Annotated in this window: 24 protein-coding genes; 15 read left to right on the top strand and 9 right to left on the bottom strand. The window is 62.8% G+C overall.

Annotated features, from left to right (window positions below; all coding sequences use genetic code 11):
* Positions 1-1,052: 1,052 nt before the first annotated feature.
* A complete protein-coding gene (locus NCS00_RS31860; RefSeq protein WP_008345313.1) occupies positions 1,053-2,024 on the bottom strand; it encodes a ParB/RepB/Spo0J family partition protein in 972 nt (323 codons plus the stop codon).
* Positions 2,021-3,229, bottom strand: a complete 1,209-nt coding sequence (locus NCS00_RS31855; protein WP_033535672.1) for a ParA family protein — start codon at positions 3,227-3,229, stop codon at positions 2,021-2,023. Before NCS00_RS31855 ends, NCS00_RS31860 begins: the two co-directional genes overlap by 4 nt.
* 771 nt (positions 3,230-4,000) lie before the next feature.
* Between NCS00_RS31855 and NCS00_RS31850 the strand changes: the two genes are divergently transcribed.
* The 3 genes from NCS00_RS31850 (at position 4,001) to NCS00_RS31840 (ending at position 6,303) form a co-directional block, all read left to right on the top strand.
* Complete coding sequence (locus NCS00_RS31850) at positions 4,001-5,380, top strand: replication initiation protein (RefSeq protein WP_175982394.1); 1,380 nt, start codon at positions 4,001-4,003, stop codon at positions 5,378-5,380.
* Positions 5,381-5,451: 71 nt separating this feature from the next.
* Positions 5,452-5,619, top strand: a complete 168-nt coding sequence (locus NCS00_RS31845; protein ID WP_160172928.1) for a hypothetical protein — start codon at positions 5,452-5,454, stop codon at positions 5,617-5,619.
* A gap of 39 nt (positions 5,620-5,658) precedes the next feature.
* Positions 5,659-6,303: a DsbA family oxidoreductase gene (locus NCS00_RS31840; protein WP_008345316.1), complete on the top strand. Its 645-nt coding sequence runs from the start codon at positions 5,659-5,661 to the stop codon at positions 6,301-6,303.
* Positions 6,304-6,313: 10 nt separating this feature from the next.
* Here NCS00_RS31840 and NCS00_RS31835 read toward each other — a convergent pair whose 3' ends face one another.
* Positions 6,314-6,769, bottom strand: a complete 456-nt coding sequence (locus NCS00_RS31835; protein ID WP_250442147.1) for a YaiI/YqxD family protein — start codon at positions 6,767-6,769, stop codon at positions 6,314-6,316.
* A 116-nt stretch (positions 6,770-6,885) separates the two neighbouring features.
* Between NCS00_RS31835 and NCS00_RS31830 the strand changes: the two genes are divergently transcribed.
* The 7 genes from NCS00_RS31830 (at position 6,886) to NCS00_RS31800 (ending at position 11,553) form a co-directional block, all read left to right on the top strand.
* Positions 6,886-7,194, top strand: coding sequence for a hypothetical protein (locus tag NCS00_RS31830; protein ID WP_372492612.1), 309 nt, complete (start codon positions 6,886-6,888; stop codon positions 7,192-7,194).
* Positions 7,195-7,556: 362 nt separating this feature from the next.
* A complete protein-coding gene (locus NCS00_RS31825) occupies positions 7,557-8,411 on the top strand; it encodes an ABC transporter substrate-binding protein (RefSeq protein ID WP_250442146.1) in 855 nt (284 codons plus the stop codon).
* 51 nt (positions 8,412-8,462) lie between these two features.
* Positions 8,463-9,179: an amino acid ABC transporter permease gene (locus NCS00_RS31820; RefSeq protein ID WP_008345320.1), complete on the top strand. Its 717-nt coding sequence runs from the start codon at positions 8,463-8,465 to the stop codon at positions 9,177-9,179.
* Between the two features lie 21 nt (positions 9,180-9,200).
* A complete protein-coding gene (locus NCS00_RS31815; RefSeq protein WP_008345321.1) occupies positions 9,201-9,845 on the top strand; it encodes an amino acid ABC transporter permease in 645 nt (214 codons plus the stop codon).
* Positions 9,842-10,594 carry an amino acid ABC transporter ATP-binding protein gene (locus tag NCS00_RS31810; protein ID WP_350029747.1) on the top strand — a complete coding sequence of 251 codons (753 nt, stop codon included), beginning with the start codon at positions 9,842-9,844 and terminating at the stop codon, positions 10,592-10,594. The genes NCS00_RS31815 and NCS00_RS31810 overlap by 4 nt, the downstream gene beginning before the upstream one ends.
* Positions 10,595-10,612: 18 nt before the next feature.
* Entirely contained in the window at positions 10,613-11,362 is a 750-nt protein-coding gene (locus tag NCS00_RS31805; RefSeq protein WP_008345323.1) for an IclR family transcriptional regulator, read from the top strand.
* A gap of 20 nt (positions 11,363-11,382) precedes the next feature.
* Positions 11,383-11,553, top strand: a complete 171-nt coding sequence (locus NCS00_RS31800; protein ID WP_008345324.1) for a hypothetical protein — start codon at positions 11,383-11,385, stop codon at positions 11,551-11,553.
* Here NCS00_RS31800 and NCS00_RS31795 read toward each other — a convergent pair.
* From NCS00_RS31795 to NCS00_RS31785, 3 genes are read right to left on the bottom strand one after another with little or no spacing between them, the layout of a single operon-like run.
* Positions 11,550-13,019, bottom strand: a complete 1,470-nt coding sequence (locus NCS00_RS31795; protein ID WP_372492611.1) for an efflux transporter outer membrane subunit — start codon at positions 13,017-13,019, stop codon at positions 11,550-11,552. The two genes, NCS00_RS31800 and NCS00_RS31795, sit on opposite strands and share 4 nt — an antisense overlap.
* Positions 13,020-13,022: 3 nt before the next feature.
* Positions 13,023-14,597 carry an MDR family MFS transporter gene (locus NCS00_RS31790; protein WP_250442145.1) on the bottom strand — a complete coding sequence of 525 codons (1,575 nt, stop codon included), beginning with the start codon at positions 14,595-14,597 and terminating at the stop codon, positions 13,023-13,025.
* Positions 14,590-15,717 (bottom strand): HlyD family secretion protein, encoded by a 1,128-nt coding sequence (locus NCS00_RS31785; RefSeq protein WP_008345327.1) that lies wholly within the window; start codon positions 15,715-15,717, stop codon positions 14,590-14,592. Before NCS00_RS31785 ends, NCS00_RS31790 begins: the two co-directional genes overlap by 8 nt.
* A 188-nt stretch (positions 15,718-15,905) precedes the next feature.
* Here NCS00_RS31785 and NCS00_RS31780 point away from each other — a divergent pair, with 188 nt between their 5' ends.
* On the top strand, positions 15,906-16,571 hold the full coding sequence (locus tag NCS00_RS31780) for a TetR/AcrR family transcriptional regulator (protein WP_008345328.1): 666 nt from the start codon (positions 15,906-15,908) through the stop codon (positions 16,569-16,571).
* Between the two features lie 225 nt (positions 16,572-16,796).
* A complete protein-coding gene (hfq, locus tag NCS00_RS31775) occupies positions 16,797-17,075 on the top strand; it encodes an RNA chaperone Hfq (protein ID WP_008345329.1) in 279 nt (92 codons plus the stop codon).
* 69 nt (positions 17,076-17,144) lie between these two features.
* On the opposite strand, the gene NCS00_RS31770 is transcribed toward hfq, so the two are convergent.
* The 3 genes from NCS00_RS31770 to NCS00_RS31760 form a co-directional block, all read right to left on the bottom strand.
* Complete coding sequence (locus NCS00_RS31770; RefSeq protein WP_250442144.1) at positions 17,145-18,614, bottom strand: aldehyde dehydrogenase family protein; 1,470 nt, start codon at positions 18,612-18,614, stop codon at positions 17,145-17,147.
* Positions 18,615-18,630: 16 nt separating this feature from the next.
* Positions 18,631-19,581, bottom strand: a complete 951-nt coding sequence (gene speB / locus NCS00_RS31765) for an agmatinase (RefSeq protein ID WP_175982400.1) — start codon at positions 19,579-19,581, stop codon at positions 18,631-18,633.
* A gap of 113 nt (positions 19,582-19,694) precedes the next feature.
* Positions 19,695-20,540, bottom strand: coding sequence for a helix-turn-helix transcriptional regulator (locus NCS00_RS31760; RefSeq protein WP_008345332.1), 846 nt, complete (start codon positions 20,538-20,540; stop codon positions 19,695-19,697).
* 201 nt (positions 20,541-20,741) lie between these two features.
* Between NCS00_RS31760 and NCS00_RS31755 the strand changes: the two genes are divergently transcribed.
* From NCS00_RS31755 to NCS00_RS31745, 3 genes are read left to right on the top strand one after another with little or no spacing between them, the layout of a single operon-like run.
* A complete protein-coding gene (locus tag NCS00_RS31755) occupies positions 20,742-21,089 on the top strand; it encodes a cupin domain-containing protein (RefSeq protein ID WP_008345333.1) in 348 nt (115 codons plus the stop codon).
* Positions 21,090-21,122: 33 nt separating this feature from the next.
* Positions 21,123-22,589 carry an NAD(P)/FAD-dependent oxidoreductase gene (locus tag NCS00_RS31750; protein ID WP_250442143.1) on the top strand — a complete coding sequence of 489 codons (1,467 nt, stop codon included), beginning with the start codon at positions 21,123-21,125 and terminating at the stop codon, positions 22,587-22,589.
* Positions 22,590-22,599: 10 nt separating this feature from the next.
* A complete protein-coding gene (locus tag NCS00_RS31745; RefSeq protein ID WP_250442142.1) occupies positions 22,600-23,550 on the top strand; it encodes a LysR family transcriptional regulator in 951 nt (316 codons plus the stop codon).
* Positions 23,551-23,584 lie beyond the last annotated feature (34 nt).

Here is a 23,584-nt window from a genome sequence, read left to right as displayed (position 1 = left end):
TTGAGATACCTGCGGCTCGCGCATGTTCCGTCCGAGCTTTTTCACCAGCACGCGGGCGGCAAGCAGTCTGAATGGACGAGGGAGCAAGCGGAAAGTTTGCTGATCCGCGCAGCGTTTTACGAAGATTAGCTGGCGGATCGATGTCTTCCGTCGCCCCATCCGGATTCGCGACGGGTGTTCTTCGCCGCGACCAGCGAAACGCCGTCTAACGCAGCTTCGACGCCTCACTGCGGACGTATCGAGCGCTACATTTTTCGTCTTGTTCGTCACGATGCGGCCGTTATGCGCATTTCGGACCGCTCGCCGGTTCCTTTTATGCCGATACCCTGTGTTCACGCCGACGATTTCGTGAAACATCTTCCCAGAACAGCGTAAAAAATGGCCGGCAAGCCCGTCCTGTCTAGCGATCGCAGGAGTGGAAACGCGGCGTCGATTGTTTCACGAACGATCGGAGCGAACATTGTTCTGCGGCTATCTAGGCGAGGTACTTGCTCGACTGGCGGTGACCGGCTTCTCCGTCGGGTTCCCCGTCGCTAGGAGGATGTTCAGGCTTTCCGTTAAGCTTTGGACGCTCTGGCGGGCTCCGCCTTTCCCAAGCTGGTATTCACCCACACTGAAAGCTACCCGCATCGACGCGCCCAGGAGGTAGTAGCTGCGTCGTCTCGGCGCCAAATGGAACGCCCAGACGCGGGAGCGGGAATGAGACACTTCGCGCGCCTCATCTGCATCGATGGTGCTTTGCCATCAATTGTCCTGCCGTTGAGACAGCTCGTTCCCACTGGGAAATAGCATCAGTTCACGAGTTGGCGTGCAAACAACCGTGGGAGTCCTTTCGATGCGCGCGTGTGGGAAAGTTTGCGCCCCGGGCGTGAACGGCGGAGGCTGCTGCGGAGACCGAGTGTCCCAAGTCGGGACACTCGTTAGATCAATCTAGAAGTGCACGAGCGTGACTTCGCGCTGCGCGTGTCCCAAGTTGAGACACTCTTGGAGCTTCGGAAATTGACCCAGATGCTGAGCGCACCGCATCAAGACCAATTGCTGGAGGGAATCAACTAGCTGTTATCGGCAAACAATTGTGTCACCAACTCCCGAATTTGCCGTTCCTTTTCTTCGGTCAGTAATCCGGCTTTGATCTTGACCGTGAGCCCCATTGAGTCTCTCGTGATCGACCCTGCCTGCGATCCACCCGCAAAAATCTTGTCGATACTGCGATCGCTTACGGCCGGCGCCGGCTTGCGCTCGTCATCCAAAGCCTGCTTGATCGCCTTGCCAAATTTCGACTGATCCAGATCGCCCGAAACGACGCGCGCCCAAAGGCCCTTGGCAACGTCGAACGCCGCCGCATTCCGCCCGCGCAGTACCGAGACGACATTCTCCGCGGCGGTGGCTCCCAACAGGCGAGGTTGCACATCTAGATCCTGCACGACGAAATCCGGCAACTCGCCAAACGAAAGATACCGGTACAACTCGGAGCGCGAGATGCCCAACGCTTCAGCCATGCGCTTGCGGTTAGGAAATTCCTTTTCGGTCCGTCGAATCGATCGCGAGATCTCGTAGTCGCACAGATCTTCACGCGCTACGTTTTCGACGAGGGCAAGCATCGCCATCTCTTCGTCAGAAAGATCGACGACAAGAACCTTGATCGATTCCTTACCGATCATCTTATGCGCGCGCCAGCGCCGCTCACCCGCCACGATCTGGTATCCGGTGCCGATGCGCCGTACAACGATCGGCTGTACGAGACCCGCTTCGCGGATCGACTCGGCGAGTTGCACAAGCTTCGCGTCGTTGAATACTTGCCGAGGCTGCCAGGGATTCGGAACGATCTCCGACACCGGCGCTTCCGACGCGGGACCCGCCTGCTCGAGTTGCGCGATGCGCTGCTGCGCCGAGGCCAACGCCGCTGCCATTCCGGGCGCGGTGCGCGGACTCGTCGCCTTCTCTTGCTGCGGATCGAGTTGGATGTCCTTTGCCGCACGCACTTCCGCGGTCTTGCTCATCATTCGGTCGCGAAGGCTGCTCATTGTCCCGCCCTCCATTGCTCAACGTACTGGTCATCGATCCATTTGCAGTAGTCGACCATCGGCTGTTTTACGCGCGCCAAAGTTTTCGCGACTGTCTCGGCCCGTGAAAGATCGAAGACAGTAGAAAAAGCCAACGCGCCATTGCTCATGACCGAACTCGCCGGAATCTCAGTGGTGTGCAACCAGTCGCCATACGCGCGCTGAGACCATGAGCGCACGACCGGCGCCGAAGATGTATTGCCATAGTCGACCCGCGAGAGAAGCACCGAAACGAAGTCGTATGTTTTGTCGACTTCGTGTTCGACGAAACCATTCGCGACTTCAGCGAACAACGACCAGAACGACACCGACGAAATGAAATCCAGACTTTCGGGTACGAGCGGCATGACCATCGAATCGGCCGCCATCAATCCGTTCAGCGTCATGTAAGAGAGCGAAGGCGCGGTATCCAGGATGATGTAGTCGTACTCCGCGCGCAGCGGCTCAATCCCTTTTCGCAACACCGACCAGAACTCGAAGTTCGCGTTCGTCTTCTGCGCAGTAGGCAGATGGAATTCGGCGTCGTGAAGATAGTTGTGTGCCGGAATCACATCGAGTCCGTCCCAATACGTGCTTTGCACTTTCGACGCGAGACCGCCTTCCATGTCCGGATCGTAAATGTATGGCAGGACCGTATCCTCCCAAGTCACGTCCTTTTCCGCGTACAGGCCGCACAACTCCGAAAGCGACGCTTGTGGGTCGAGGTCGATCATGAGAACCTTGCGACCACGCAAGCTCAATCCTTGGCCGATGCACATCGACGTCGTCGTCTTGCACGATCCGCCTTTGAAGTTCGCCGTGATTAACACGCGACCGCGATGCTCGCGCGTACCAGTGACAAGCGGCGTCTGATAAATGTCCGAGACCTGCTGAACCCACGTTCGGGCATCCTTCAGAGAGAAAATACGCGCACGCCCGGTTCCGTGCGTTTCACCCGGCGGGAGGTCAGTACCTTCCTTTGTCGCCAGATAATTGATCTTCTGCCGGTCGATCCCGCACATGTCCGACAGCTCGCCTATCGTAAACACGGGCGCTGTCTTCCTTGGCCGTGGTGCCAAGATCTGATCACGCAGTTCGTTCGTCATGACCGACAAACGCTCTGCGAACTCTCCTAGGTTGGAGAGCTTCACCCTTCGATTAATCCCTGGCAGTTCGCTCAAATTCATTCGGTGCTTCCTTTTTTAGTCCACGGTGAGGCGTTTTCTTCACGCTCGCCGATGTTTCCACGGTTTTGGTGTAACTAGATGTCGAACCGTAGAATACTCGCCGCAGTGATGAATAGCTATTGGAATTGATCGAAATTTGCAAGCACTGGGGCGGAGGTGCAAGACTATCAATAAGATCAACCACTTATACAAGCAATCTTCAGTGATTCCCGACACGCTCAGAGGACAGCGAAACGCTCCATGGCATCGTGAGCTCAGTGGAACGCCGGCTCCCATCACAAAAAACCTCACCTCTGCGAACGTCGGCGCAGTTGGATTCCAGCGTCTCGACGGCTGGTCACAATTCACTTCACCTAAACGAAGCGCGCGAAACGCCATAGTCCCGCTGGTTAAAAATCAAATGCACCGTCTATATGAGTAAGGCCGTTGGTTATTTATTTTTGTAAACACAAAGACTCACCACCACTAACGTCTCTCGCGCACGCTCATGAAATCAACGACTTACACCCATAAGGTGAGGAAAAGTGTGCTTGAAGTGATGTTGATTGAGCGTCAAGGTGCTGTGTTTACCCCGTCAAGGTGAGATGAAGTGGACCCCAAGGTGAGGCGTCCAGGCAAGGATGGTGAGGAAATTTGTGTAGGTTGCGACGCAATGGTGAGGTTTCCTGTGTCCGCGCCTGCAAAAGGTGAGGTAGTTTGTGTTGACAGCTCACCTTGCAGCCGATAACGTACCGCTCGACACAATGAACTAGCGCCGGACACGGAGACGGAATGACGACAGCAGGGCAGGTGGCCACGTCCAGACAACTGGCGCTGGCCCTATTCGACGATGCCAATGCGCAGGGCTTGCCCGTCGACGCCGCCCGCTCGGACATCGGCTTTTCGCGCAAGAACGTCCTGATCCGCATCGTCGATCTTGGCGTGGCGGCTCGTCGCTTGATTGACGCGGCCTATTTCATCGTCGCGCAAGAAGAAAAGATTCACGACCTGTACGACGTCGAGCTCGACTATTTCAAGTGGCTCATGCGCTACTCGAGCCGGAACAACGCGCATCTGGAACAGGTGATCACCGAGGCGCAGAGGGCGCTCATTCAGGCGACCGCGGAAGCCGACGCCGATGGCTCCAAGCCGTTCGGATCGGTTCAACTGATTGGACGCATCTCATACGTCGGCGGACGGTTTCAGTTCCGCGTTCCGCCCGATCTCATCGGAATCATTCGCGGTCCCGGGAAATCGCATTGGCTGAGCTTGCGCATCACTTCGCTTTTCACGCTCAGCTATGCGCGCGTGATGTACGACCATCTGCTTCCCTACGCGTCCGAGGGTATAACCGATTGGTTCACGCTCGACGAATTGCGTGCCTGGCAGGGGACGATGGGCGCAAAAGCGCAGGAATTCAAATACTTCAAGCGCGACTGGCTCGCTCCGGCGGTGGATCAAATTAATGAGGTATCCGATCTTTCCCTCTCGTATGAGACGCGCAATGAACCGGGTTCACGCAAGATCGGACGCATGCGATTTCGCGTCGAGCGCAAGGAAATGGCCGAGCGCCTGCTGCATACGCACGAGCACGCGCAGGCGCTGTATCTGACGCTGAAACAGGAAATCGGTCTGTCCAGCGCGCAGTTGAATCAGATCGCTTCCGACCGCGATACCTTTACCGACGAACGTCTGGAGCAGGCAATCGAGCGTACGCGTTTCAGCCTCAAGCTCGGCAAGGTGTCGAAGAGTCCGGCGGGCTTCTTCATGAAAGCGCTGAAGGAAGGCTGGATCGTCTCGGATGCGGAACGCCAGATGGTTCAGATTCAGGAGAATCTGGCGCTGACCGATCAACGCGACACCGAAGCGAAGCAACAGGCCGAGGCGCGCCGGGCATTGCAGGTCGCGGCACAGGATGTGAACGCTCAGAACCGGATCGTCGATGAAGTCCGTCGCGGCTGGGAGATGTACGAAGCCGCGACGCCGCGGCAGCGCGAAGACTGGCGGCGCACCTACAAGACGAGTCCGGCGGGAAAGCTGACGCTGCGCAGATTGGGCATCGATCCATCGAGCGAGCTCGTCGAAACCATCATTCAGAAATATCCCGATCTGAGAGACGGCTTCTCGGGGTACGTCTTCAACAAGTCGAAAAGCGCGAAGGGCAGGGACTGACCATTACGCAATCGCATCGATCGCAACTAACGGTCTTTAGCAACCGCGCCATCATTCGCTTCGCGATCCCCATGCCCGACGGCAAGAACGACATTGGGCATTTGCACTATCGGCTCTACGCCAGTTCCGCCCTGACGCTCGCCCGGCTCCCGTTGGAGCGCGTCGAAATCGTGAATCCAGTCTTCGACCTGTTCGCGGATGCCGCGAAGGGCACGCGCAAACCGATATCGGCGATTTGAGCTAGTCTGTCCGACTCGATTCCAATCTTCACGAACCTCATGTCCCGCACTCTCCAAATCGACTTCGTCTCCGATATCGCGTGCCCGTGGTGCGCCGTCGGACTCTCTTCGCTGCAACGCGCGCTGGAGCGTCTCGGCGATACCGTCGATGCGCGCATCACCCTTCATCCCTTCGAGCTGAATCCGGACATGAGTCCGCAAGGCGAGCGCATCGTCGATTATCTCGGCCGCAAATATGGCCGCACGCCCGAACAGATCGGCGAGACGCAGGCGATGATCCGCGAGCGCGGCGCGCGCGAAGGCTTCGCGTTCGGCGAACGCAAGTGGGTCTACAACACGTTCGATGCTCATCGGCTGCTGCATTGGGCGCGCATCGAAGGCAAGCAACTGCCGCTCAAGCTCGCGCTGCTGCGCGCTTATCACGGTGACGGCAAGGATACGAGCGACCCCGACGTCCTGATCGAAGCGGCTCGCAGCGCCGGGCTCGATGGCGACGAGGCGCGCACGGTGCTGCAAAGCGGTGCGTACGCCGACGAAGTCCGCGCCGAAGAGCGCGAGTTCCAGCAACTCGGCATTCAGTCCGTGCCGGCGATCATCTTCGACCAGAAGTATTTGGTGAGCGGCGGGCAGCCTTCCGAGGCGTTCGAGGAAGCGATCCGGAAGATCATCGACGGGACCGCCTGAAGCCGCCTGCTCATTCGGGCGTCCGCTGCTTCGCGAGAAAACGGTCGAGCTGCGCGGCGAAGTTCTTGCCGTCGCGCGGCGCGTACGGCGGCGGCCCGCCGGTCTGCACGCCGGAGCCGCGCAACTGATCCATCATCGCGCGGATCGACAGACGTTCCTCGATGTTCTCCGCGTTCATCCATTCGCCGCGCGGATCGAGCGCGAACGCGCCCTTTGCGATCACCGCCGCCGCGAGCGGAATGTCCGCCGTGATGACGAGATCGCCAGCCTGCGCCATCTCGACGATGCGCGCGTCGGCGACATCGAAACCGGCGGGCACCTGAATCGCGCGTATCCACGGCGAGGGCGGCGTGCGCAAAAACTGATTCGCGACGAGCGTCACGTGCACCTTCATGCGTGTGCCTGCGCGAAAGAGAATATCCTTCACGACGGCGGGGCAGGCGTCGGCATCGACGATGATTTGCATCCGTTGGCTTCCGATAAGTTATGTCGTGACGAATGAAAGTCGCATGCTCGACGGGCGCAGTGCCGAAACGCGCGCCCTATACTTTCCTCAACGCAAGTCCTCCAGGCGAACGGAGAATCACCGTGAGAACGAAGCTAGCAAGCATTGCCGTGTCATTCTTCCTGGGCGTGGCGGGCGCATCCGCGGCCTCGCTTTCCTATGCGCAGGATACCGGTTCGACCGCAACCGGCGCGACGCAAGCTGCGTCCATGACGAAAGCCGAGAAAAAAGCCGCACGAAAACAGGCGCGCGACAAGAAGAACGCCGAGCTGAAGAAACTCGAGGACGCGGGCTATAACCCCGGCCGCGCGAATGATCCCAACTATCCCCAGGACTTGCAGAACGCTCAGAAGAAAGCGGGGATCGGAGCGGGCGCCAGCCAGTAGCTTCCGACGCGACGTTCCGGCTCGCGAGACATAGAACGCAAAATCCATGGCCCGGTTTCTCCGGGTCGGGCCGCGCGGCCGAACGTCGAACCATCGCTCCCGTGATTCCGCCGCGCCGCTCGCGCGTCCTGGCGGCTCGTCAGCCGGCTGCGTCTGTAGCCGCATCCCTTTATCTCATCAAAAAACCCTCGCCAATTAGGGTTCGGGCCGCTTGTGCTCGGAATTTTCTCATCCAACACTGCAGTTCGATCCGATACGCCAGATGTCTGTCCGGTATATCGGACATAGACGAACTTTCGCGTTTCGCTCTGAGCCGGTTCTGGAACCGGTTCCTCCTAAACATCCTTCGAAAGGACCTGCTCATGAAACTCTCGAACATAGGCGTCAGAACCGTTTCGCTGTTCGTCATCGCCGGCGCGCTGGCGTTGGCCGCCTGCACCAAGGTTTCCACGCCGGCCGAAGGCGGCGGCGCAAACGCCGGGGCGGCGGCAGGTTCGTCGACGCTCCAGGCGGTTCTGCAGCGCGGGACGTTGCGGGTCGGCGACTGTCTGACGTTCGCGCCGTTCGGCTTCTACGACAAGGATGGTCAGCCCGACGGCTACGACGTCGATCTCGCCAAGGAACTCGCCAGGCAGATGGGTGTGAAGCTCGAAGTCGTGAACACGACGAGCGCGAACCGCATCCCGAACCTGCAGACGAGCAACGTCGATGTCGTGTTCTGCAACTTCACGCGCAATCTGGAGCGCGCGAAGGTCATCGAATTCACGACGCCGTATGTCGTCGCGAGCGAGGCGCTGCTGGTCGAGAAGAGCAGCGGCATCAAGTCGGTTCAGGACATGGGCAACCGCACGATCGCGACCGTCAAGGGCTCGACCAACGGCGATGAAGTCCGCTCGCTGAACATCCCGATCAAGATCCAGGAATACGACAGCTCGCAGGCCGCGATTCTCGCCGTCAAGCAAGGCCAGGCCGACGCGATGATCGAGGACAACAACTTCCTCGCGTATCAGGCGAAGCTCGATCCCGAATTGACCGTCACGAACGAAGCGCTCGTGCCGCTCGAATACAACGGCTTCGGCGTGAAGGCCGGCGATCAGGCTTGGCTCAACTATCTGAACCTGTTCCTCTTCAACATCAACGCGTCGAAGCTCAACGCGCAGCTCTACAAGAAGTGGTTCGGCACCGATCCGCATTTCCCGCTCAATCCGCAGTTCTGAGGATGAAGTGATGTCGATATCGCACGAGACCGGACGGATGCGGAGGCCGAGATGAACTACGAATGGCTGACCTTGTGGGGCTACGTCCCCGAGTTCCTGAAAGCCGGATGGCTGACGCTGCAGGTGACGCTTCTCGCGTTCGTGCTGTCGCTGGTGCTCGGCTTGCTGGCCGCGCTGGCGAGCCTGTCGCCGATGGCCGCGATCCGCTTCGTCGCGCGGGCGTATGTCGAAGTCATCCGCAATACGCCGGTTCTTTTGCAGATATTCATCGTGTTCTTCGGCTTGCCGTCGGCGGGCATTGCGCTCGATGCCTACTGGGCCGGCGTGATCGCGCTGGGCCTGAACGTCGGCGCGTATCTGTCGGAAGTGTTTCGCGCGGGCATTCAGTCGGTGCCGCGCGGACAGCTCGAAGCCGCGGGCATTCTCGGCCTCGAACGCGGGCAGATCTTCACCGAAATCGTCTTGCCGCAGGCCGCGCGCGCGGTCTATCCGGCGATCGTCAACTATCTGATCCAGCTATTGCTCGGCACGTCGCTGCTCTCCGCGATCGCGCTGCCCGAACTCACCGGCACCGCGACCGTCATCAATTCGCGCACGCTGCTCTACGTGCAGACGTTTTCGGTCGTGCTCGTCGCGTATCTCGTGCTGAGCAACGTGCTGTCGTGGATCGCGGGTCAGCTCGGCGCGCGCATGTTTCATCCGCCGCTCGTCGTCCGGCCGCGCGCACGCTTCGGCGGCCTCGCGTTGCGCCGCGCCAATCGCGCCTGATGCCCGAACCGGAGTCGGATCATGTCATTTGAACTGCTGAGAACCAGTCTGTCGATCCTGCTGCAAGGTCTCGTGACGACGCTTTTGCTGTCCGTCGCGTCGATCGTCGGCGGCACGCTGATCGGCCTTTTCGCCGCCGTGTTGCGATCGTTCGGACCGTGGGGCACGGACCGCATCGCGCGGCTTTATACCGAGCTCTTTCGCGGCACGCCCGTGCTCATCACGCTGATGTTCATCTACTTCGGCGTCTCGTATTTCGGCTATGCGATCGATGTTTTCGCCGCCGGCGTGATCGGCCTGAGCGTTTATCAAGGCGCGTATATCGCCGAAGTTTTTCGCGCCGGGATCGAAGCGGTGCCGAAAGGCCAGTGGGAAGTCTCGCAGATTCTCGGTCTGTCGCGCACGCAGGCGTTCGCGTTCGTCGTGTTGCCGCAGACCGGCAGGATCGTGTTGCCGCCGCTCATCGGCCAATATCTTTCGCTTATCAAAGATACGTCGATCGTCAGCATGATCGGCATGTCGGAGCTGATGCACGGCGGCCAGGCGATCGTCGATCGCATCGGCAAGCCGGTCGAGATTTACGGACTCGTCGCACTCATTTATTTCGTCGTGTGCTTCCCGCTTTCGCAATGGGTGCGCCACCATGACCGCAGGAGACTGTCGTGAGCAATCAAAGTCAGACCAGGCCCATTATTTCGCTGTCGGGCGTCAGCAAAGCATTCGGCGCGACGCGCGTGCTCAACGAGATCAATCTCGACGTGCGCGCGGGCGAAGTGCTCGTGCTGATCGGCGCGTCCGGTTCGGGCAAAAGCACGGTGCTGCGCATCATGGCGGGGCTCGAAACGACGGATTCCGGCGAAGTATGGGTCAACGAAGTGCCGCTGCACGACCCGAAACGCGCGCGCGATATTCGCGGCCACGTCGGCATGGTGTTCCAGCAGTTCAATCTTTTTCCGCACAAGACCGCGCTCGGCAACGTCACGCTCGCGCTCATCAAGGCGCGCAAGATGAGTCCCGCCGATGCCCGCGAGCGCGCGATGGACGTGCTCGACCGCGTCGGGCTTGCCGACCGCGCGGATCATTATCCGAGCCAGTTATCCGGCGGACAGCAGCAGCGCGTCGCGATTGCGCGGGCGCTCGCCGTCGAGCCGGGCATCATGTTCTTCGACGAAGCGACTTCGGCGCTCGATCCCGAACTCGTCGGCGAAGTGACCGAAGTGATGCGCGGACTCGCACGCGATGGCATGACGATGGTCGTCGTCACGCACGAGATGGGTTTCGCGCGCAAGACCGCCGATCGGGTCGTCTTCATGGACAAAGGCGTGATCGCGGAGCAGGGCGAGCCGGAGCAGATTTTCGTGAATCCATCCAACGAGCGGACGCGGCAGTTCCTGCATCGCGTGCTCGACCACTGACGCACACGGAGCGAATGAATGGCAGTCACGGAATCGTCGCGAGCGAGGGGAGTCGATCGGGTCATCGCCATGTTCCGGCAATTGCATCTCGCGCAGCGCCCGATGACGATGCGCGAGCTGATCGAAGCGACCGGCGCGCCGCGTTCGAGCATCTACGAGCTGGTCGCGATCCTGGCGGAAGTGGGCTGGCTCGAGACATCGGCCGATGGCAGCGTGTTCTTCGGACGCGAGATGCATTACTACGGCTCCGACTACGCGACGCACAACGACCTCATCAGCCGCGCGCATCAGTCGATACTCGCGCTCGTGCGCAAGTACGACGAGACCACGCAGCTTTGCATGCTCGAAGGAAACAAGTACACCGTGGTGCTGTCCGAAAACAGCGCGCGGCCGTTCAACATCAGCTCGGATATCGGCGTGCGCGTGCCGATTCCGTGGACGGCGACCGGACGCCTGCTGCTCGGCCACCTGAACGCCGATGAAATCCGCGCCCTGATTCCCGCCGAAGACTTCGCGCTCGACAACGGCGTGCGCATCGACTTCGATGAATTCATGCGCGATGTGCAAGCCGCGAAGAATCAGGGCTATTGCTGCACCGAAGGCTTGTCGAACGCGTTTCGCCTGTGCATGGCCGCGCCCGTGCGCGATCGCGCCGGACTGCCGATCGCGGCGCTGTGCTTCATGACGGGCCGCGACACCGATCCGGAGCGACGCCAGTCGATGCTCGACGACCTTCTGCAATCGGCGAAGGCGCTGTCGCATCGATAGCGCACATCACGCGAACGCACATGACGACGCCAGCCGCAGACGACGATCCGCTTCGACGCATCGCGCAACTCGAAGAAGAGAATGTCGCGCTAAGGGAAGTGAACGACATCTTGCGCAAGGCCGTCGCGTTCTATGCGCCGATGTTCGAGCGGGAGATGGCGTCGCAGCGTCAATCGACCGAAGACGCTTAGGTCGCCCAGCCGAGTCCGAGACTCTTCTGCAACGCGACGAAGTCCTTCAGCAGTTCGGCCTGCGCGGCGACCACGTCCTGCTGCGCGGCGAATTGCGTGCGCTGTGCGTCGAGCAGATCGATGAGCGTCGATACGCCCGCCGTATAACGTTGCCGCACGAGCGTGGCCGACCGCTCCGCCGACGCCTGCACCTGCTGCAGCCGCACGACATGCTCGCGCTGGTTGCCGTAACGCGACAGCGACGAATTCGCGTCCTTCAGCGCGCCGAGCACGGTCTTTTCGTAGCGCGCTTCGGCTTCGTCGCGCGCGGCTTTGGCGGCATCGACATTCGCCGCCGTGCGCCCGAAGTCGAACAGATTCCATTGCAGATACGGCACGCCGACCCACGAGAAATTCTGCTTGCGCAGCAGGTGACTCGGCTCCGATGCCGAGAAACCGATATCGCCGAGCAGCGTCACCTTCGGAAAATAATCGGCAATATGCTCGCCGATCTGCGCATTGCTCGATGCGAGACGACGCTCGGCCGCGCGGATATCCGGACGCTGCTGGAGCATGGCCGCCGGATCGCCGATCGGCACCGACGACGGCAACGCGGGCAACGGCGCACGCGCGCCGAGTTCGGCATCGAGCGCGCCGGGCGCGCGGCCCGTCAGCACGGCGAGTTGATCCAGCGAATCGGTGATCTGCGTCTGCAAGGGCACGAGCGTCGCACGCGTCGTGTCGACCTGCGTCGTGAGCCGCTCGACATCGACTTCCGCCGCCGTGCCGCGCGCGCGCCGCTGCTCGGTGAGCGTCAGCATCTGCTGCTGATACTCGGCCGTGCGTTCCGCGAGCGCAAGGCGTTCCTGCTGATCGCGCAAGTCGATGTACACCGACGCCACTTCCGCCGCGAGCGACACCTGCGCGTCCGAAAGATCGGCGTGCACGGCTTCGGCTTCGCCGGATGCCGCTTCGATCGCGCGGCGCGTGCCGCCGAAGAGATCGAGCTCCCACGAGGCATCGAAGCCGACGGTGTAGAAATCGACCGGACCGCGTCCCGTCGAACCCGACGAACCGTCATCGCCCGACGAACCGAAGATCGACGTATCCGGCGAGCGCATGCGCAACGCCGCCGCCGATCCCGACACTTTCGGCAACTCGTTGGCGCGCTGTCCGCGCAGTTGCGAACGCGACTGACGCAAGCGCGCCTGCGCCATCTTCAGATCGGGATTGTGGGCGAACGCGGCATCGATGAGCGCGTTCAGTTGCGGATCGTTGAGCGCTTGCCACCACGTCGCGGGCGCGTGCGTCGCGACGACGCCCTGCGCCGGCGCGCGCACGAAGGCGGCGCTTTTCGCGGCGTCGGGCGCGATTTCCGGCGCGCCGCGATAGTCGGGGCCGACCGTGCACGCGGCGAGCGCGAAAGCAGCGAGCGGAAGCAGGGCGGTCAGGCGAAGCGTGCGAGGGAACATCGTCGATGAATTCATGAATCAGTGGCCGGCAGAAGACATGTCGCCGGATTGGCCGCGCGGCGTCTTGAGCAAGAGTGCGAGCGGCAGACACGCGAGCAGCGCGATCGCCAGCACGTAGAAGGTTTCGGAGTAAGTCATGACGATCGCCTGCTGACCGATTTGCATCGACAACTGGCCGAGCGCCTGCATCTTCGCGTGCGCCATGTCGCCGCCCTGCGCGAAAAAGCTGGCGGCGCTCGCGGCCATGCGTTCCTGACCGATGACGGAATTCGCCGTCAGCGATTCGCGGATCGATGCGGTGTGAAAGTCGTTGCGACGGTCGATCACGGTGCCGATGATCGCAAGCCCGACCGAACCGCCGAGATTGCGCGCCATGTTGTAGAGGCCGGCCGCATCGCCGGATTCTTCGCGCGAAACGGCGGCCATCGACGCCTGATTGAGCGGCATCATCGCGAGCATCTGGCCGAAGCCGCGCAAGATCTGCGACCAGAAGAAATCGTGGCCGACGCTTTGCGCGGTGAGCGAGATATCGAGCAGGCAGCTCGCGGCGAAGCACAGGAGGCCCGAGATGACGAGCACGCGAAAATCCACCTTGCCGAGCAGACGCGGCAGCACCGGCATGATGAGAAACGCGGGCACGCCCGACACGAGCATGATCGCGCCGGATTGCAGCGCGTTATAGCCCGCGACGACGCTCAGAAACTGCGGCAGCAGGAACGACACGCAATACAGCCCCGCGCCGACGGCGAACACGATCAGAATCACGCTCGCATAGCGCGGATTGCGCAGCAGCGACAGCCGCACGATTGGTTTCGTCGCGACGAATTGCGAGATCGCGATAAGCAGGAAGCCGAACGCCGTGACGCACGTGAGCATCACGATTTCATGCGATTCGAACCACTGATTGCGCTGGCCTTCTTCGAGCACGACGGTAAGCGAGCTCAGGCCGATGGCGAGTCCCGCTATGCCGATCCAGTCGGCCTTGAAGAACGATTCCCAATGCGACTTCTCCGCCGGCAAGCCGGTGATGAGCAATGCGACGAGCGCGAAGCCGACCGGCACGTTGACGAAGAAGCACCACGACCACGAGATGTTCTCCGCGAGCCAGCCGCCCAGCACGGGTCCGAGCAGCGGCCCGAGCAACACGATCAGGCCGAAGATCGTCATGCCGACGGGCATCTGCTCGCGCGGCAGCCGCGTGCGGATGATGGTCTGCGCGGTCGGAATCATCGCGCCGCCGGTGAAGCCCTGGCCGATGCGGCCCACGATCATCATCGACAGCGACGTCGAGAAGCCGCACATCACCGAGAACAGCGTGAAGAGCACCGCGTTGCCGAGCAGAAAATTGCGCAGCCCGAACACGCGCGTGAGCCACGCGGCGAGCGGGATCATCACGATTTCCGACATCAGGTAGCCGGTAGAGATCCAGGTCCCTTCGGTGCCGGTCGCGCCGATTTCGCCTTGAATCTGCGGCAGCGCGGAGTTGGTGATGGAAATGTCGAGCGTGGCCATCAGCGCGCCGAGCGCGCCGGCCGTGACCGCGATCCAGTCGGTCGCGCTCGCGCGATGCGGATGCGCGGCGGCCTCAGTCATGGCGATTTTCCGCCGCGATGCGATGGCTGTCGTCGGTGGCGGTTTTGGTGTCGACATCGACCGTTACCGAGAGGCCCGGCAGCAGCACCTTGCGCGTTTGCGGACCCGTATCGACGCGAATGCGCACCGGCACGCGCTGCACGATCTTCGTGAAGTTGCCTGTCGCGTTCTCCGGCGGCAGCAGCGCGAACTGCGCGCCGGTGCCGGGCGCGAAGCTTTCGACGACGCCGTGCAACTCGGTGCCCTTGAGTGCATCGACGTGCAGCGTCGCCGGCTGGCCGACGCGCATGCGCCCGACCTGCGTTTCCTTGAAGTTCGCTTCCAGATAGAGCGCCTCGACCGGCACGACCGTCATCAAGCGCGTGCCCGGCTGCACATACTGGCCGACGCGCACGGTGCGATCGCCGACGCGCCCCGCGACCGGGCTCACGAGCGTCGTGTCGCTCAGATCGAGCTTCGACTGATTCAGTTGCGCCTGCGCCGCTTCGACTTGCGCGCGCGCCTGCGCGATCTGCGCTTCGGTCGCGCCGATCTGCGTCGATGCCGAACGCGCGGCGGCGAGATTCGCGGCAAGCGTGGCGCGCGCCTGATCGCGCGTGGAGACGAGGCTCGCGAGACGCTCGGCGGTTTCGGCGCCCGTCGCGACGAGCGGACGATAACGGTTCACGTCGTCTTCCGCATGCGCGAGGCTTACGCGCGACACTTCGGCCTGCGCCTTCGCCTGATCGGCGTTGGCGTGCTGCTGCTTCAGCTCGGCTTCGGCGCGGTCGATGTCGGCGGCGCGCGCATCGAGCGCGGCCTTCGCCTGATCGAGCGAGGCCTGATACTGCCGCGTATCGAGCCGCGCGAGCGGCGCGCCGGCCTCGACCGCCTGATTGTCGGCGACGAGCACTTCGGTGATATAGCCGCTTACTTTCGGCGCGATGGTGACGCTGTCGGCCTTGAGATAGGCGTCGTCGGTGGTTTCGACGAAACGGCCGACCGTCCACCAGCGCACGCCCCATGCAATGCCGGCGACGACCGCGACGATGCCGATTGCAATCAGCAGGCGTTTGCGTGACGGTTTGCGTTCGACGGCGTCGGCGGGTTGGCCGCCGTGCGTGGGCGCTGTGACTGACATGTGTTCTCCGGGAGCTTTCGCGCCACCGCGCGGGTGCGGTAGCCTTCGATGATTGCGGGACGGCGAGGGCGTTGCGGCCAGAAATGACTACGATGTCACCGCGACGCGCTCGCCAAACTAGACGATGCCGTCTAGTATGCACGAATCTAGACGCGAGCGTCTAGTTTGACCTTGCTCGAGGAGAGACAATGAAGAAGGCTCGCGCCGACAATGAAAGCGAATTGCAGGATCCGGAGCGCGCCAGCACGGCTCGTTCGCCCTTGCAGGCGCGCGGGCGCGCGCGCATCGAGGCGGTGCTGGATGCGACCGCCGAGCTGATCGTCGAAAAGGGGTTGGAAGGCGTGACGATGCACGGCGTCGCGCGGCGTGCGCAAACGCCGATCGGCTCGATGTATCACTTCTTTCCGGATCGCGACGCGTTGCTCGCCGCGTTGTGGGACCGCCACGCGGCGGCGCTGCAGGAACTCGAAGACGAACTTGCGCGGGTCGACAGCGAGACCTGGCGGGCGTTGTCGGCGGAAGCGGTGATCGATCGGATCATGTCGCCGCATATCGAATATTTCGACCGCAAGACCGATCTCCTGATTCTGATGTCGGTCATGCCGCACGATGAAGCGAAGAAAAAGCGCAAGTCCAGCATGATGCGCAAGGTGATCGACGCACGCATGCCCGGCGTGAAAGCGTCCGAGCGCGAACTGTACGTGGACATGCTGCACGCGCTCGCGAGCGGCGCGCTGGCCGTCAAGCTGCGTCCCGCAATGGGCGACGTGCAACTGGCGCGCCGTTATCTGCGCGAGGTCAAGCGGGCGCTCGCCGCGTATCTCGCCGCCGTGGAGGCGGCGGTGCTCAAATGATGGACGGGCCTTCCAGTCTCTATCGGCCATGATTCGTCGTATTTTGTCCGACGATTCGACGGAAACGGCCATGCGCCATATAGGGCGATTATCTTTTCATCGCAACAACGGCGCGGAAACGGGATAATGACTTGTCCAAAGAAAACATGCCGAGCACAAAAAGCAGGCTCCACGAATGACGAGGGTCGGTCGGGGTGCCTGCGCTCGGTTAAACACGGGTCATAAATGTCCAACAGTCCAGCCAGCATTCAAGGCGATTTTCTCAACGCGCTGCGCAAAGAACGCAAGCGGGTTTCCATTTATCTCGTTAATGGGATCAAGCTGACGGGCCATATCCAGTCGTTCGACACGTATATGGTCTATCTCAATTCGACGAGCGGAAACCAGGTTCTTTTCAAGCACGCGATTTCCACCATTTGCGAAGATCACGGCGCGCCCGGCCGGCCGAATCATCGCGAGAGCCGTGGTCCGGGCGACCGTCCGCCGCGTCCGCCGCGCAGCTAGTCCGGTCTCGCGCGCGAGTTGGCCCAAGCGACGCGCGCGTGAGCTTGCTCACGCGCGTCGACGGGCCGACTATCCGCGCGCCGCGATCGCGTGGCGCAATTCCTGATAGCCGCGCAATCCCGCCACGCCGAGCTCGCGGCCGATTCCGCTCAGTCCGAGTCCGCCCCAGCACGCCTGCGGGAAGATCAACTGCGGTGTGTTGATCCACACGAGGCCCGCGCGCAGCGCATGGCGAAAGCGCCGTGCGGCTTCTTCATCGCGCGTCACGACGGTTGCGACGAGCCCATAACGCGTGCCGTTGGCGAGCGCGATGGCTTCATCGTCGGTGCGGAACGACTTCACGCACGCGACCGGCCCGAACACTTCTTCCGTCCAAAGCACGTTGGCGGCATCCGGTTCGGCGACGACGACCGGCGCCATGAAAAAGCCGTCCGCGCAAGCGCCGTCGAGCGCGCCGCGGAACGCGATGCGCGCGCCGTCCGCCACGCCCTGCTCGACGAGCGCCTGCACGCGCGCACGCTGCGCATGCGATACGAGCGGGCCCATCGCGGCATTTTCGACGTGCGGCGGGGCAACCACGAGCGCACGCACGGCCGCTTCGAGCGCGGCCACGAACTTGCGATAGACCTCGTCGTGCACGAGGATGCGCGACGTCGCCGAGCACATTTGCCCGGCGTTCGTGAACGCGCCGCCCATTGCGAGCGCGACCGCGTGCCCGATGTCCGCATCGGCGCGCACGATCAGCGCCGATTTCCCGCCGAGTTCGAGCGTCACGCGCTTCATGTCCTGCGCCGCCGTCTGCATCACCTTGCGGCCGACGCCCGTGCTGCCCGTGAACGAAATCTTGTCGATGAGCGGATGCGCCGCGAGCAGCGCGCCGACTGCGCCGCTGCCGTTCGCGATATTCACGACGCCATCTGGCACGCCCGCCGCCGTCATGATTTCCGCGAGCAGATGCTCGACCGGCGACGTCAATTCCGACGGCTTCAGCACGGCCGTGCACCCCGCCGCGAGCGCGGGCGCGATCTTCCACGCGGTCGTGACCATCGGGAAATTCCACGGCACGATCAGCGCGGCCACGCCGACCGCTTCGTAATGGCGCTCGCCCGTCACGGCGTCGTCGGGCAATGTCAGCGTCTCGGTCGCAAAAAGCGATGCGTCCGCGCACAGGTCCGCGTAGTAGTCGAACGTGGCGATGGCGTCGCTGACGTCGGTGTCGGCTTCGAGCGGAGGCTTGCCGCTGACTTCTTGCTGCATCGACGAAAGACGCGTGCGGTTCGCAGCGAGCGACTGCGCGATCTTGCGCAGCACCTCGCCGCGCGATGCGGGCGTGCGGTTGCGCCATGCATCGAGCGCGGCGTGCGCGGCACGCACGGCGGCATCGACTTGCGCGGCGTCGGCATGTTCCTGCCAGCCGATGACCGCGCCCGTCGACGCGTTGTGGATCGCGTTGCCCGCTTCCAGAACCGATGCGCCGTAGCGCGTGCCCGCGAGCGTCGCGGCGGGCAGAAGAATCGAGTGATTGTCGCGGATATTCATGATCGTCCTCGATGGTTCAACGGTACGCGACGCCCGGCATCACGCAGAGCATCTCGAATGCGAGATTCGCGCCGACGAGCGCCGTCGTTCCGGCCTGATCGTAAGGCGGCGAGACCTCGACGAGATCCGCGCCCACGACATTCAGGCCCTTCATGCCGCGCACGATTTCAAGGCCTTGCTGCACGGAAAGGCCGCCGATTTCCGGCGTGCCGGTGCCGGGTGCAAACGAGGGATCGAGCCCGTCGATATCGAAGCTCAGATACACCGGTGCGTCGCCCACGCGCGCGCGGACTTCTTCCATCAACGGCGCGAGCGACCGGTTCCAGCACGCTTCGGCCTGCACGACGGTGAAGCCCTGCTTGCGGCACCAGTCGAAGTCGTCGGCGTGATAGCCCGTGCCGCGCAGACCGATTTGCGTGACCTGATCGCAGCGAAGCAGGCCGTCCTCGACCGCGCGTCGAAACGGCGTGCCGTGCGCGATCTTCTCGCCGAACATCGTGTCGTTGACGTCCGCGTGCGCATCGACGTGCACGACCGCGACCTTGCCGTACTTCTTGTGCAGCGCGCGCAGGATCGGCCACGCGATCGTGTGATCGCCGCCGAGCGTGATCGGGCGACAGCCGCTCGCGACGATCTCGTCGTACGCCGATTCGATCAGCCGCATCGAATCCTTCAGGTCGTAGGGATTCGTCGCGACGTCGCCGATATCGGCCACTTGCAGCGAATCGAAGGGCGCGGCGCGCGTCGCCATGTTGTACGGACGCAGCAGCACCGATTCCGCGCGGATCTGGCGCGGCCCGAAACGCGCGCCCGAACGGTTCGACGTGCCGATATCGAGCGGCACGCCAACGAAACACGCGTCGAGACCAACGGTGCTCGCCGCCTGCGGCAGCCGCATCATGGTCGCGATGCCGGCGAAGCGCGGCATGTCGTTGCCGCCGAGCGGCTGATTGAGTTCGCGCTGCATCGATACGTCTCCCGTCATCGTTGTAAGGACGGGGCGATGTTAGGCGAGGCGAGCGCCGCGCGAATCACGAAATGGAGATGTTCACATCGAGCCGGTTCGATGTGAACGCGGCTTCAGGTGGCGTGCAGACGAGGATGCTCCTGCCCCCACGCGATCAGATCGCGCTTGGTCCGCACGCCGAGCTTCGCGAACGCGCGCTTGACATACGACTCGGCCGTACCGATTCGCACACCGATGATTTCCGCCGCTTCGGGCACCGTGCGGCCCGTGATCAGATGCGTGCAGATCTCGTATTCGCGCTTCGACAGACGCACGCGATCCTCGGCGATGCGCGCATCGAACTGAGCGAGCGGATGCAGGAACGACGTCGGATGCGCGACGCGTTTCGCGGCGCTCGTCGAAGCATGCAGCTCCAGCAGCGGAAACAGGAACTCGCTCACGTTGCGAAAGCGGTTCATCTCGGCGAGCGTGAACGGCGGCGCATCGAGCGCGCGTTCGAGCGCGATGGAATCCTGCGCGTGCGGCGTGCCGCGCGCGAGCACGCATTCGTGCGCGATCGACGCTTCGTCGAAGAGCCGCTGACGGAATTCGCCCGGCGGAATCGCGCCGATATCGCGCACGACGAGCATCGTCCCGACCTTGCCGCGAATGCCCGCGAAGAGCGGATCGCTGTCGTAGAAGCGGTCGTAGTACAGCGTCATGACATCGGAGATGACGCTCGTGTCCATGCCGACGCCGCTGCTGCCGATCCACTCGCAGCGAAACCCCGTGGGCTTGCTGCGATCGACGCGCGAACGTTCGATGTGCACGACATTGAGCGGCACGACTTCATTGAGAAGCAGCGTGAGACGCGGCACGAAATCCGGCGTGCCGACAGCTTCGATGACTTTGCCGAGCGTCTTGAAAGACAGCGGAAACGCGGCTTGATCCTGATTGAGCGGGGGTACGTTGAGCAGCATGGCGCGCCCCAAAGAAAAGGCTGTCCGATTGTAGATCAAGCGCCATATCGCCCGCCAGACGGGGATTTCGAGGTAACTAGGTATTTACCCGCAGACCGCTGAAACGCGGCTTGTCCCCCCTGCGGGGGGGCATACCGGGGCATGTCGACCCGGTAACTTTGGCGCACCGATTCATTGAAAACGACGCACCGAAGGAAACACATGAGCAAGCTGATTCAGGACATCGCGCCGCTGGGCGCTGGCATCGGGCAATTCACGCAACTCGATTACGGCATGGACGAAAGCGACTGGCGCGCGGCCGAAGGCAAGACCGGCAACTACGTGATCGGCTGGTGGGAAGGCAAGGTCGGCGCCGTCGATTTCCCCGCGACCACCGCCGACGAAGCCGTCTGGCTCGTCGAAGGCCGCATCGCGCTGACCGATATGAACGGCGCGCGCCGCGAGTTCGCGGCGGGCGAGGGCTATCTGCTGCCGGCCGGTTTCGCGGGCCGCTGGGAAACGATCGAGGACGCGAAGAAGTTCTACGTCGTGCTCGAACCGCAGCAATAACGTCGCGCACCGCGCCCGAGGAGGAGACACGTCATGAACGAAAGCGCGCAACTGTTCGAAGCCGACTTCGCCGCACCCGGCGCATCGCGCGATGTGCGCCGCAAGCCGGCCCGACTGACCGTCGAAGAAGCGCTCGCCCGCACGAAGCTCTCTCCCTACTGGCTCGACAATCCCGCCGAGCCGCCCGCCGAACCGTCGCTCGCGGGCGAAACACGCGCCGATCTGCTGATCGTCGGCGGCGGCTTCACCGGCTTGTGGGCCGCCGTGCAGGCGAAAGAGCAGATGCCCGAACTCGACGTCGTGCTGATCGAAGCAGGACGGGTCGCGCACGGCGCATCGGGGCGCGCGGGCGGCATCATCTCGACATCGGTGATGCACGGCCTGCCCAACGCCGTGCGGGTCTTTCCGAACGATATCGCCGAGCTCGAAGCCTTCGGCCAGCGCAATCTCGACGGCTTCGAAGAGACGCTCGAACGCTACGGCATCGACGCCGATATCGAATGGAACGGCGAGATGACGGTCGCCGTCGATCCCGAGCATATCGACCATCTGCGTGCCGATTACGATCTGCACAGATCGTATGGCCACGACGTCACGCTGCTCGACGCCGCGGCCACGCGCGAACAACTGGATTCGCCGCTGTTCGCGGGTGCGCTGTGGTCGCGCAATCGCAGCGGCATCGTGCATCCGGCGAAGCTCGCGTGGGGTTTGAAACGCGCGGCGCTCGAACTCGGCGTGCGGCTTTACGAGCACAGTCCGCTGATCGACGTGATCGACGAAGGCGCGACCGTCTTCGTGACGACGCCCGCGGGCAGCGTGCGCGCGCCGCGCGTGCTGTTGGGCAGCGGCACCGCGAAAGTCGGCATTCCGGATATCAACCGGCGCGTCCTGCAAGTGCGCGATCACGTACTCGCGACCGAGCCGCTCACCGGCGAGCAACTTTCGCGCATCGGCTGGAGGCAGCGTCAGGGCATCTACGACACGCGCACGCAGCTCAACTATTTCCGCCTCACGAAGAACAACAACATCATCTTCGGCGGCCTCGTGAGTTATCACTTCGATGGCGATCCGAATCCGCCGCGCGATCGGCAGCGCGACACGTACTACCGTCTCGCGGAGGCGTTCTACAAGACGTTCCCGCAACTGAGCGACGTGCGTTTCTCGCACGCGTGGGGCGGTCCGATCGACTACTGCTCGCGCGGATCGGTATTCGCGAAGCGCTATCTCGGCGACAAAGCCGTGTTCGTCGCGGGCTACACCGGCTTCGGCGTGGCCGCGAGCCGCTTCGGCGCGTTCATGGGCCTGAACATCCTTTTCGATCGCGACAGTCCCGAGCGCGCGCTCGACATCGCCAATCGAAGCCCGACCTACATTCCGCCCGAGCCGGTGCGATGGCTCGCCGCGAAAGTCACGTTCCACGCATTCGACGGCGCCGATGCCGAGGGCGGCTGGAAGCGCGCGTGGATCAAGGGCATCAAGGCGATGGGCTTCCCGATGTGAGCGCGACGACATGTTCTCCAATACATCCGATCTCGACCTTCGCCTCGTGCGCGTCTTTCTCGCGGTCGTCGATGCGCGCGGCATCACCGCCGCGCAAGCGTCGCTCGGCGTGCGCCAGTCGACCATCAGCTCGCAGCTTTCCGCGCTGGAGGCGCGCGTCGGCTTCAGGCTGTGCGAACGCGGACGCGGCGGCTTTCGGCTGACGTCCAAAGGCGAGCGTTTCGTGATGTCGGCGCGGGCGCTGATCGGCGCCACATCGCAATTCGTCGCGCAGGTGCGCGACATCGATCGCAAGCTGGTCGGCACGCTGTCGATCGGGTTGATCGGACAGGCATCGCATGTCGAGAACGCGCGGCTCGCGGAAGCTATCGGCGCATTTCGCAAGCGCGATCAGGCCGTGCGTTTCGCGATGCACGTCGCGCCGCCGCAGGAACTCGAAGAAAGCCTCGTCAATCGCGAACTCGATCTGGCGATCGGCTATTTCTGGCATCGCGTCGCGGGGCTGTCGTACAGCAGGCTGTTCAACGAGCGGCAAGTGATCTGTTGCGGGCGCGGACATCCGCTCTTTCATGCGGACCCGCTCGTGACGCTCGACGATCTGCGCGCGCACGACTGGATCTGGCGCAGCTATCCGGTGCCGGAAGAACTCGCGGGCATCGGCGAGCGGCGCGTGACGGCGATCGCGGACAGCATCGACGCGGCCACCGTGCTGATCCTGTCGGGCAGTCATATCGGCTATTTGCCCGCGCATCACGCGGACGCCTTCGAGCAGCGCGGACTGATCCGCGTGCTGGGACGCACCGCGTTCGGCTTCGACGTGCCGCTGCATCTCGCGATGAAGCGCGACATGGCCGACAAAGCCATCGTTCGATCCTTCTGTGAAGACCTTTTCGGCGTCTATGGCGCGCGCGAGATTCATCACGATGAGCCTGAACGCGCGGTAGCAACGTGCCCGATGTGAACGCCTTGACGACGCCTTGATGACGCATTACGGC

The sequence above is a fragment of the Caballeronia sp. AZ1_KS37 genome, assembly GCF_023631165.1.
GTDB lineage: Bacteria > Pseudomonadota > Gammaproteobacteria > Burkholderiales > Burkholderiaceae > Caballeronia > Caballeronia zhejiangensis.
This window is presented reverse-complemented; position numbering and strand designations above follow the sequence as displayed.